The organism is Streptococcus sp. 4155 (assembly GCF_013276695.1).
Lineage (GTDB): Bacteria > Bacillota > Bacilli > Lactobacillales > Streptococcaceae > Streptococcus > Streptococcus pseudopneumoniae.
The window spans coordinates 1-9,609 of record NZ_VMLM01000050.1 but is presented as its reverse complement, the minus strand read 5'-3'; the positions used below and the strand labels follow the sequence as shown (position 1 = coordinate 9,609).

The window sequence follows — 9,609 nt, the reverse complement described above, 5'->3', positions numbered from 1 at the left end:
TTTCATTGAGTATTATTTCTCTCTTTATGACGCTCATAAGCCTTGAGCTGGCGCTGCAGTTCCTTTTTAATAGCAGGTTCTGGAGCATATTTTTCTTCCCAATCATCTGGTTTTAAGATTTTGTGGGTCACTGGATCAAAATGAGCCTTGCCATCTGGAAAAATTTTCCCCATATTAGCCTGATGGACAATGTCAAAAATACGTTCTGGGTCCACCCCCATCAAGACAAAACTACCGTAGGTAAAGTAAAGCGTGTCAATCAAGGCATCCACTTGCCCTATCAAATCTTGCTGGGCAGGCGTCTTCTTGGCTACTTTATCTGCCGCCTTATCAAGAGTCTGATGAAGTTGCGATAGAGCTTGACCAAAGTCCTCTTCAGAAGGACTGGCTGCTCGAACAAACTCCACCAATTCTTCTATTTTAAAGCCAGCCCTATGGGTTGCACCTTCTAAATCCCAAGCTCGAGGTTCTTCTTGGGTTCGTTCATCCATCATGTGGTGGAAGGTCTTGACCTTATTGAAATGATAGTCACGGCTGACAAAGACTTTTTCTGAAGCCAAAACACCAAAATGTTCCAAGGCCTTGTGGATTCCGTCTTGCTGATTGCTGGTGGTAATGTGCTTGGCAACTTCCTTGACACTGCTACTACCATTTCCCATAGCAACCGACATCCCAACACCTGCCAGCATTTCTAGATCGTTATCTGAGTCACCAAAGGCCATGACTTGATTGAGGTCAAAGCCATATTCTTTCCCGACTAGTCGAATGCCTTCCAATTTAGAGTTTCCTTGATTGATGACATCCGCAGCAAAAGGATTGCTACGTGTCAATTTCAAGTCTTCAAAATCAGCTGCCGCCTTCTCAGATTCTTCTGGCGTCATCAGCATCAAAACTTGGTAGATAGGCTGATTCATCAGGTGAAGCAGGTCTTCTTCCTTTTGAGGAACAACCTTGCTGACCATGCGATTAAAAGACTGACTCACTGTTCGGGTTAAAACAGAGGGAACGAAGCGACTGATTCGTTGGGAAAAAGAACCCAAACCAAAAGACATGATTTTGGAACCCAACATGGCATCCTTGGTCCCTAGGGCAATCTCCTTACCCTCTTTTTTAGCATAGCTAATTAGATGGCGCAAGTGCAACTTGGAAATAGGGCTCGTGAACAAGACTCTGTCTTTAGTAAAGATGTACTGGCCATTATAGGTTACCGCAAAATCCAGGTCCAAATCGTCCATCAATTCCTTAACAAAAAAAGGTCCTCGCCCTGTCGCTACACCGACAAGCACCCCTTGTTCTTTAACAATCTTAATCGCGTCCCTAGTGGATTTCAAAACACTCTTGCGATTGTTGACTAGTGTTCCATCGATATCAAAAAAAACAGCTTTGACTTCCATCCTATCCCAATCTCCCCTTTTGTGATACAATGATTATACCACATTTCAGAAAGAGTAAGTAAATCATGCCTAAGAAAATCCTTGTTTTACATACAGGTGGGACTATTTCCATGCAGGCCGATGCTTCTGGCGCTGTTGTGACGAGTTCAGATAATCCTATGAATCATGTGTCCAACCCACTTGAAGGAATCCAAGTTCATGCCTTGGACTTTTTTAACCTGCCAAGCCCCCATATCAAACCCAAACATATGCTGGCTCTCTACCAAAAAATCAAAGAGGAAGCAGATAACTACGATGGGGTGGTGATCACACACGGAACCGATACTTTAGAGGAAACAGCCTATTTCCTCGATACCATGAAAATTCCCCACATGCCCATCGTTCTAACAGGAGCCATGCGCAGCTCCAATGAGCTCGGTAGTGATGGTGTTTATAACTATCTGAGTGCTTTGCGAGTGGCCAGCGATGACAGGGCTGCTGACAAAGGAGTTTTGGTCGTTATGAACGATGAAATCCACGCTGCCAAGTATGTCACCAAAACACATACGACTAATGTCAGCACCTTCCAGACCCCAACACATGGTCCCCTCGGTCTCATCATGAAACAGGAAATCCTCTACTTTAAAACAGCTGAACCTCGTGTTCGCTTTGATCTTGATTACATACAAGGCTTGGTGCCTATCATCTCGGCTTATGCTGGTATGACAGATGAGCTGATTGATATGCTGGATTTGGAACAATTGGACGGTTTGATTATCCAAGCCTTCGGAGCTGGTAATATTCCCAAAGAAACGGCTCAAAAATTAGAAAACCTTCTGCAAAAAGGAATCCCAGTCGCCCTGGTTTCACGATGCTTTAACGGTATCGCTGAGCCTGTTTATGCCTACCAGGGTGGGGGCGTGCAATTACAAAAATCTGGTGTCTTCTTTATTAAAGAACTCAACGCCCAAAAAGCCCGCTTGAAACTCCTCATTGCCCTCAATGCCGGACTAACAGGGCAAGATTTGAAAGACTATATGGAAGGCTAAGACTCTTGAAAAATCTCTTCAAACCACGTCAGCTTCCATCTACAAGCTCAAAGCAAGGACTTGAGCTGACTTCGTCAGTTCTATCCACAAGCTCAAAGCAGCGACTTGAGCTGACTTCATCAGTTTCATCCACAAGCTCAAAGCAGGGACTTGAGCTGACTTCGTCAGTTTCATCCACAAGCCCAAAGCAGCGACTTGAGCTGACTTCGTCAGTTTCATCCACAAGCTCAAAGCAGCGACTTGAGCTGACTTCGTCAGTTTCATCCACAAGCTCAAAGCAGGGACTTGAGCTGACTTCGTCAGTTTCATCCACAAGCTTAAAGCAGGGACTTGAGCTGACTTCGTCAATTCTATCCACAAGCTCAAAGCAGGGACTTGAGCTGACTTCGTCAGTTTCATCCACAAGCTCAAAGCAGGAACTTGAGCTGACTTCGTCAGTTTCATCCACAAGCTCAAAACAGGGACTTGAGCTGACTTCGTTAGTTCTATCCACAAGCTCAAAGCAGGGGCTTGAGCTGACTTCGTTAGTTCTATCCACAAGCTCAAAGCAGGGACTTGAGCTGACTTCGTCAGTTTCATCCACAAGCTCAAAACAGGGACTTGAGCTGACTTCATCAGTTTCATCTACAAGCTCAAAGCAGTGTGTTGCGCAGCCTTTAACCAGCCGCCTAGTCCGCTCTATGGTATTTATTAAGTCAACATCTCTTGTTTAAGAGCACAAAATCAGGAAATCTTCTCGATTCCCTGATTTTTTCTATTTCCGTTTTCGTGTTGAACGTCGTTCTGTTAATCCATGAGATAATAGAACTTCACGTTCTTCCAACACTTCCTTGTGCATAATCTTAGTCAACATACGCATACTAATGGCACCAAGGTCATAAAGAGGTTGGGCAATAGTTGTCAAGTTTGGACGGGTAAAGCGAGAGACTTGCGAATCATCACTGGCAATGATCTCAAATTCTTCTGGTACAGAAACACCCTTATCAGCCAAACCGTTCAAGACACCTGCCGCCAACTCATCACCTGTTACAATTGCTGCAGTTGCATTTGATGAAATCAAGCGCTCTGCCAAGGCATAGCCATCTTCATAAGTGTATTTAGATTCAAATACCAAGCCTTCGCTATAAGGAATATCTGCTTTTTTCAAAGCTTCCTTGTAACCAACCAAACGAACCTTACCATTGATGTCATCCACTAGTGGACCACTGACAAAAGCAATGCGCTCATTTTCTTTAGCGAGGTAGGTCACTGCATCAATCGTAGCTTGTTTGTAGTCAATATTGACACTTGGAAGCTGATGCTCTACATCCACAGTTCCTGCGAGAACAATCGGAGTACGTGAACGCGAAAATTCTGAGCGAATTTTATCTGTCAAGTGATAACCCATAAAGATAATGCCATCTACCTGCTTTGAAAAGAGGGTATTGACAACAGAAACTTCTTTCTCGTTATCTTCATCGCTATTAGCTAGGACAATATTGTACTTGTACATTTCTGCAATATCATCAATCCCCTTAGCCAAACTCGAAAAATAACCATTGGTAATATTTGGAATCACGACACCGACAGTGGTTGTCTTTTTACTTGCAAGACCACGCGCAACTGCATTTGGACGATAATCCAAACGATCAATTACCTCTAACACTTTTTTACGGGTATTCTCTTTTACATTTTTATTGCCATTAACCACACGGCTGACCGTCGCCATGGAAACACCTGCTTCACGAGCGACATCATAAATGGTTACTGTATCATCTGCATTCATTCCTTTTCCTGTCCTTTCTATCCCACACATTCTTTTACAAGTAGAGGCACCGATTAAAGCTCTATATCTACTTACAAAAGTGAAGATGTGAAAATTTCGTTTTCATATTTTTACTTATTCCATTCTATCACTAATTGTAAACACTTTCAAGTGTTTTTTGAGGATTGATTGAAAAAATTTCATAGAAAGCCTAGGTTTAGCTCCTTGCTACCACCTTAGAGCCACAAAAAGGAGGAAACTAAGCCCCCTCAAGTTACAAATTGTTTGATTGAATAATTTTAACACATAATGGTTTTCGCGTTATGATAGTATCACAACCAACCAGATTCTTTCGCGATATTAGCTGCCTCTGTTCGATTACCTGCATCTAGTTTCGAAAGAATATTAGTGACATAGTTTCGGACTGTTCCGTTGGATAGATAAAGTTTGTCTGCAATTTCTTGGTTAGAGAAGCCCTGAGCAATTCCCTTTAAAACTGCGATTTCTTGTTCTGTTAATGGATTGGGATGCGTCATCACCACTTCCATCAATTCAGGCGAATACTCCTTGCGTCCTTCGAGGACGGTGTGCAAGGTTTTCATGAGGTCTGCAATGTTTCTTTCTTTTAATACATAAGCATCTACTCCAGCCTTGACCGCACGTTCAAAATACCCAGGACGCTTGAAGGTCGTCACCACAACCACCTTTGTTTCTAGATTTTCTGCTCGTATCCACTCCAAGACTTCAAGACCTGTCTTAACAGGCATTTCTACGTCAAGGATGGCGATATCCACAGACTCCTTTTCTAATAGTTGGATTGCTTCTTGCCCATTCTTGGCTTGAAAGATAGACTCTACATCCGGTTGAAGCGTGAGCAACTGGCACATGGCATCTCGCAACATACTTTGATCTTCTGCGACTAATACTTTCATCTAGTTTCTCTCCTTATAAGCTAGTCGAACCTGAACTTCTGTCGGTTGTTTCCAACTAATTACCTTTACTTCTCCCGAAATTGGAAGAACACGATCTCGAACTGTATGGAGGTCATCCCCCTTTATAGAAGCAAAGCCACAGCCATCATCTCTCACTGTTAGAATGAGTTCCTTCTCTGTCCGTTCTAATTTTAAGTAGACTTTAGACGCTTTAGCATGTTTGATGATATTGGTCACCAACTCAAGCAAAATCATGGAAGCCGTTGACTCCAATTCCTGAGTAAGGCTAGCGGTATCTAGTTGATTAGCCGTTTCCACCTCAATTCCAGCAATCTCTAACATCTTTTTGACAGTTTCAAGTTCTGATGCTAAGGTCCGTGATTTCAGATTTTCCACAATGGTTCGCACTTCATTCATGGAATCCTTGCTTATCTGGTGAATTTCTTTTAATTCCTTTTCCACCTGTGGATAAGCCTCCATCTGAAATAACTGCAGGGCCAGATCTGTCTTGACACTCAGCATAGCAAAGGTGTGTCCCAGACTATCATGCAAATCCTGACCGATACGACTGCGTTCATTTTCAGCAAGCAAAAGATTTATCTGGGCATTCTGCTTAGCCTGAGCTTCTTTCAAATCCTCGATAAGGCGAATCCGAACCGAGCCCAAAGTCATCAAATCGACAAAAGTAAGAATTCCAAGCATATAGACTAGAAACTCAACTTCGATTCTCTGAATAATCAAAAGTCGCCCCACAACAAGGACTTGAGCAAGGAAAAATGTCCATACATGTAAAGACTTTAAACTACGCACTCTAAAATGATAAATCAAGAGATTGGCAAGGAAAAAGAAGAACCAGACATAGTTGCCATGAACTAAGACAGTATTCCCAGCTACATAGACCAGCATGATCCCCCAGAAAAGCCAAGATAGGCGCTGGTTCTTAGTTATTAAAACACCCAAATACGTCACTACAAATAGAATATCAACCAATAAATGCCAAGCAGGAAGCTCCCCAATCACTACAGGTAGGATGGGAAAAAGCATAAAAATCAAACTGGCCCAAAACATATAGTGTATGCTTTTCAGTCTTTCAAGCATTAAGCATTCTCCTTATGACCTTGAAGGTAAATAGTCAAACCAAATAAAACTGCTGAAAAAACAAGTAAATAAACTGTGGCTGATAGATTGATGCCACCCTTGTTTAAGAAGGTCTTGAGCAACTCCATCAACTGATAGGTCGGGAGACACTTACCGACTGCTTGCATCCAGTCTGGAAATAAAGAGATAGGCATCCAGAGCCCACCTAAAACAGCCAAGCCAAGGTAAAGAAGATTGCCCACGACAGACATCAGCTGACTAGTTGGTAAGAGAGTCAAGGCCAAGCCAAGCGCTACAAAAGCAATACTTCCCATAATCAGCAAAATCGCAGCTCCAACCCAGCTTGCTAAAGGCATATCCACACCTCTTACAAAATGCCCAACTGAGAAAACCACCAAGATTGAAACCAAATAATCAACCAGCATACTTGTTATCTTTGATAGATAATATTCTACCATATTTACAGGACTATGACGTAATGTTTTCTGCCAGTTGTTGATCTTATCTGTATGTAAAACAGCTGGGAATGAAAAGATAGCTGTCGACATCATGGAAAAAGCCGTCATGGAGATGAGGTAATCACGCATAAAATTAGCTGGTCCACCTGGTGTCTCCTGGTAGATGCCAGAAAAGAATAAATAGAAGGCTGTCGGCATCCCTACTGATAATAAATAATAGACTGATTGCCGTTTGGTCAATAGAAATTCTATCTTGTTTAGTGCGATCCATCGTTTCATCTTAGTCATCTCCCTTTTGTGTTTCTTCAAAGATTGTATCCAACAAGCTACGATTATTGACTTCAATTTCTTGAATCCTACATCCTGCTTGCACTAACAGTTGCCAAAAAGCATCCGCTTCACGTGTAACTACTTGCAAAGCATCTTGTTTTTGTGACCAGTTTTCAACCAAATTAGACTGCTCAATGACTTCCTTGTAAGCTAGAGGAAGGATAAAATGCTTTTCTATTTCCTCGCTACGCATAGCTAGAGGCGTCGTATCACGAATCAACTCTCCCTTATTTAAAACCAAAATCCGGTCAGCTGTATGTTCTACCTCTTCGATATAATGGGAGGAATAGAGAATGGTGACTCCTTGCGCTTTTAGGTCCCGAACAATTTCCCAAAAACGTTGACGGGTAGAGGTATCCATGGCAGCAGTTGGCTCATCTAAAAAGACAAGCTTTGGTCGCCCAATCAAGGTCAAGACAAAAGAGAAGAGACGCTTTTGCCCGCCTGACAATTTTTCTGCTAATTGCTCTTTCTGTTGCTGGTCAAACTGCAATAGTTGATCGATTTCCTGATTGCTCAAGGAATTTGGATAAATTTTTTGAAAGAAAGCAATCAACTCTTTTACCTTTAGTTTCTGAACGATTACATTCTCTTGAGGGAGGTAGGATCTTGTATAGTCTAACTGAGAACTCGTTACTGGTAAACCTTTAATAGATACTTGACCGCTGGAGACCAATTTATCTCCGAGCAAACAGTCCAAGAGTGTGGTCTTTCCTGCTCCGTTTGGCCCAATCATGGCAACACATTCACCTTCAGCTATCTCAAAGGAAATATCCTTCAAAATAGCCTTACCCTTGATGTTTTTATGTAAGCCTTGTACCTTAATCATGTTCATAATATTCTCCTTTCAATCACTCCATTCCCATAGGGAAAACGACGAAAATCATAAATCCAAAACCCCAAGCACCACGGATGAATTGGTAAAGGAAGTCTTGATCAAACCAACCTGTAAACATTTCTACCAACCATACCAAGAGTGACAGACCAATAAAGAGATAGATAATCGCTTTTTTCATTCCTCAAACTCCTTTTTCACATCTCCGACTAATTTCAAACCTTCTCTAACAAGCCAAGACATCATTCCAAATCCAGCAAAGACCTCCCAAGGAAAATGATAGAAATCCTCATCCAATCCCGAAAACATGAGATAGGTCATAACTCCTGCTGCTACTAGACTTACAGCGATAATCATTTTATTTCTTATCTCTTCTTCCTCCATTTGGTACTACAATTATAGTCTTTTGAAATCAGAGGAGATAGAAGCTTCTGTCACTAGAAAATATGACAAATGTCATAAAAAATTATGTTCAAAACAAGCAAGATACACTATACAATAAAACACAATTAGAAAAATCTAAGGCAACTTCCTCAAAAGAGATATCAAACCCAATTCACACCATAATGTAAACTAATACTTATTTAAAATCAAAAAAGTAGAAATTTTTATCAGGCAAACATATATATTATACGTTGAACAAAACCCTTCTATTGCTTTCTTAAAAATTTATAGGAGGCTAAATTTATAAGAGTTATATAATAAAATAAAATAAGAATCGAACAATTTAATTTTGGAATCCAAATCAATTTATAACAATATTTTGGAAGAGATGTTATACTATTCCAAATTCAATTTAATATAAAATCTGTTAAATTTCAATGTGGTTACCTAAACTACGGTATTTATTGAAAAGACTGGAGACAAAAAGTATACGCTGCCAAAATGAATTGCTGAAAATCAAAAAAGAGAGAACCAAACTGATTCTCTCTGAATGTATATAATATCTAGTTTTAAAAATAGAGACTCACATATCTCTGTAATGTATCGGGAAGACAGGATTCGAACCTGCGACACCTTGGTCCCAAACCAAGTACTCTACCAAGCTGAGCTACTTCCCGAGTTAAATAGAAAAATGCACCCTAGAGGAGTCGAACCTCTAACCGCCTGATTCGTAGTCAGGTACTCTATCCAGTTGAGCTAAGGGTGCTCATTAGTTTATGCCGAAGACCGGAATCGAACCGGTACGATCGTTACCAATCGCAGGATTTTAAGTCCTGTGCGTCTGCCAGTTCCGCCACCCCGGCCTCTCTAAGCGAACGACGGGATTCGAACCCGCGACCCCCACCTTGGCAAGGTGGTGTTCTACCACTGAACTACGTTCGCACTATTTTCTTCTATCTAAAAATGCCGGCTACATGACTTGAACACGCGACCCTCTGATTACAAATCAGATGCTCTACCAACTGAGCTAAGCCGGCTCATCTATTATATCTCAATGCGGGTTAAGGGACTTGAACCCCCACGCCGTTAAGCGCCAGATCCTAAATCTGGTGCGTCTGCCAATTCCGCCAAACCCGCATATATGACCCGTACTGGGCTCGAACCAGTGACCCATTGATTAAAAGTCAATTGCTCTACCAACTGAGCTAACGAGTCTAAAATAACTTGCGTTACCTTAAACGGTCCCGACGGGAATCGAACCCGCGATCTTCGCCGTGACAGGGCGACGTGATAACCGCTACACTACGGGACCTTTGGGAGTTAACGGGATCGAACCGCTGACCCTCTGCTTGTAAGGCAGATGCTCTCCCAGCTGAGCTAAACTCCCTAAAGCTAAGCGACTTCCC

General features: G+C 41.9%; 10 protein-coding genes and 9 tRNA genes. 1 reads left to right on the top strand and 18 read right to left on the bottom strand.

Annotated features, from left to right (window positions below; translation table 11 throughout):
- Positions 1 to 2 precede the first annotated feature (2 nt).
- On the bottom strand, positions 3 to 1,394 hold the full coding sequence (locus HT715_RS06500) for a Cof-type HAD-IIB family hydrolase (protein ID WP_166735940.1): 1,392 nt from the start codon (positions 1,392 to 1,394) through the stop codon (positions 3 to 5).
- Between the two features lie 65 nt (positions 1,395 to 1,459).
- Here HT715_RS06500 and HT715_RS06495 point away from each other — a divergent pair, with 65 nt between their 5' ends.
- Complete coding sequence (locus tag HT715_RS06495; RefSeq protein WP_138707358.1) at positions 1,460 to 2,422, top strand: asparaginase; 963 nt, start codon at positions 1,460 to 1,462, stop codon at positions 2,420 to 2,422.
- A gap of 39 nt (positions 2,423 to 2,461) precedes the next feature.
- Here HT715_RS06495 and HT715_RS06490 read toward each other — a convergent pair whose 3' ends face one another.
- From HT715_RS06490 to HT715_RS06410, 17 genes are all read right to left on the bottom strand, one after another.
- Positions 2,462 to 3,046, bottom strand: coding sequence for a hypothetical protein (locus tag HT715_RS06490; RefSeq protein ID WP_166736168.1), 585 nt, complete (start codon positions 3,044 to 3,046; stop codon positions 2,462 to 2,464).
- 130 nt (positions 3,047 to 3,176) lie between these two features.
- Complete coding sequence (gene ccpA / locus HT715_RS06485; RefSeq protein WP_000990604.1) at positions 3,177 to 4,187, bottom strand: catabolite control protein A; 1,011 nt, start codon at positions 4,185 to 4,187, stop codon at positions 3,177 to 3,179.
- 311 nt (positions 4,188 to 4,498) lie between these two features.
- Entirely contained in the window at positions 4,499 to 5,098 is a 600-nt protein-coding gene (locus HT715_RS06480) for a response regulator transcription factor (RefSeq protein ID WP_054393243.1), read from the bottom strand.
- Positions 5,099 to 6,196, bottom strand: a complete 1,098-nt coding sequence (locus HT715_RS06475; RefSeq protein WP_054393244.1) for a sensor histidine kinase — start codon at positions 6,194 to 6,196, stop codon at positions 5,099 to 5,101.
- Entirely contained in the window at positions 6,196 to 6,933 is a 738-nt protein-coding gene (locus HT715_RS06470) for an ABC transporter permease (protein WP_054393245.1), read from the bottom strand. The genes HT715_RS06475 and HT715_RS06470 overlap by 1 nt, the downstream gene beginning before the upstream one ends.
- A 1-nt stretch (position 6,934) precedes the next feature.
- Positions 6,935 to 7,819 (bottom strand): ABC transporter ATP-binding protein, encoded by an 885-nt coding sequence (locus tag HT715_RS06465; RefSeq protein ID WP_001055983.1) that lies wholly within the window; start codon positions 7,817 to 7,819, stop codon positions 6,935 to 6,937.
- A gap of 16 nt (positions 7,820 to 7,835) precedes the next feature.
- A complete protein-coding gene (locus tag HT715_RS06460; protein ID WP_000709172.1) occupies positions 7,836 to 8,000 on the bottom strand; it encodes a hypothetical protein in 165 nt (54 codons plus the stop codon).
- Positions 7,997 to 8,203, bottom strand: coding sequence for a hypothetical protein (locus tag HT715_RS06455; RefSeq protein WP_007284993.1), 207 nt, complete (start codon positions 8,201 to 8,203; stop codon positions 7,997 to 7,999). The genes HT715_RS06460 and HT715_RS06455 overlap by 4 nt, the downstream gene beginning before the upstream one ends.
- A 603-nt stretch (positions 8,204 to 8,806) precedes the next feature.
- Positions 8,807 to 8,880: transfer RNA gene (locus tag HT715_RS06450), tRNA-Pro, on the bottom strand.
- 15 nt (positions 8,881 to 8,895) lie between these two features.
- Positions 8,896 to 8,969: transfer RNA gene (locus HT715_RS06445), tRNA-Arg, on the bottom strand.
- An 11-nt stretch (positions 8,970 to 8,980) separates the two neighbouring features.
- Positions 8,981 to 9,066, bottom strand: a tRNA-Leu gene (locus tag HT715_RS06440).
- 7 nt (positions 9,067 to 9,073) lie between these two features.
- Positions 9,074 to 9,145, bottom strand: a tRNA-Gly gene (locus HT715_RS06435).
- 22 nt (positions 9,146 to 9,167) lie between these two features.
- A tRNA-Thr gene (locus tag HT715_RS06430) sits at positions 9,168 to 9,240 on the bottom strand.
- 18 nt (positions 9,241 to 9,258) lie between these two features.
- A tRNA-Leu gene (locus HT715_RS06425) sits at positions 9,259 to 9,340 on the bottom strand.
- A gap of 5 nt (positions 9,341 to 9,345) precedes the next feature.
- Positions 9,346 to 9,418 (bottom strand) — tRNA-Lys (locus HT715_RS06420).
- Between the two features lie 24 nt (positions 9,419 to 9,442).
- A tRNA-Asp gene (locus HT715_RS06415) sits at positions 9,443 to 9,515 on the bottom strand.
- 2 nt (positions 9,516 to 9,517) lie between these two features.
- A tRNA-Val gene (locus tag HT715_RS06410) sits at positions 9,518 to 9,590 on the bottom strand.
- Positions 9,591 to 9,609: the final 19 nt, after the last annotated feature.

What these genes read in the sequence shown, in the direction of transcription:
- HT715_RS06480 (WP_054393243.1), bottom strand. Translation starts at nt 5,098, where the DNA reads ATGAAAGTATTAGTCGCAGAAGATCAAAGTATGTTGCGAGATGCCATG.
- HT715_RS06455 (WP_007284993.1), bottom strand. Translation starts at nt 8,203, where the DNA reads ATGGAGGAAGAAGAGATAAGAAATAAAATGATTATCGCTGTAAGTCTA.
- HT715_RS06500 (WP_166735940.1), bottom strand. Translation starts at nt 1,394, where the DNA reads ATGGAAGTCAAAGCTGTTTTTTTTGATATCGATGGAACACTAGTCAAC.
- HT715_RS06495 (WP_138707358.1), top strand. Translation starts at nt 1,460, where the DNA reads ATGCCTAAGAAAATCCTTGTTTTACATACAGGTGGGACTATTTCCATG.
- HT715_RS06460 (WP_000709172.1), bottom strand. Translation starts at nt 8,000, where the DNA reads ATGAAAAAAGCGATTATCTATCTCTTTATTGGTCTGTCACTCTTGGTA.
- HT715_RS06490 (WP_166736168.1), bottom strand. Translation starts at nt 3,046, where the DNA reads ATGAAACTGATGAAGTCAGCTCAAGTCCCTGTTTTGAGCTTGTGGATG.
- HT715_RS06465 (WP_001055983.1), bottom strand. Translation starts at nt 7,819, where the DNA reads ATGAACATGATTAAGGTACAAGGCTTACATAAAAACATCAAGGGTAAG.
- HT715_RS06470 (WP_054393245.1), bottom strand. Translation starts at nt 6,933, where the DNA reads ATGAAACGATGGATCGCACTAAACAAGATAGAATTTCTATTGACCAAA.
- HT715_RS06475 (WP_054393244.1), bottom strand. Translation starts at nt 6,196, where the DNA reads ATGCTTGAAAGACTGAAAAGCATACACTATATGTTTTGGGCCAGTTTG.
- ccpA (WP_000990604.1), bottom strand. Translation starts at nt 4,187, where the DNA reads ATGAATGCAGATGATACAGTAACCATTTATGATGTCGCTCGTGAAGCA.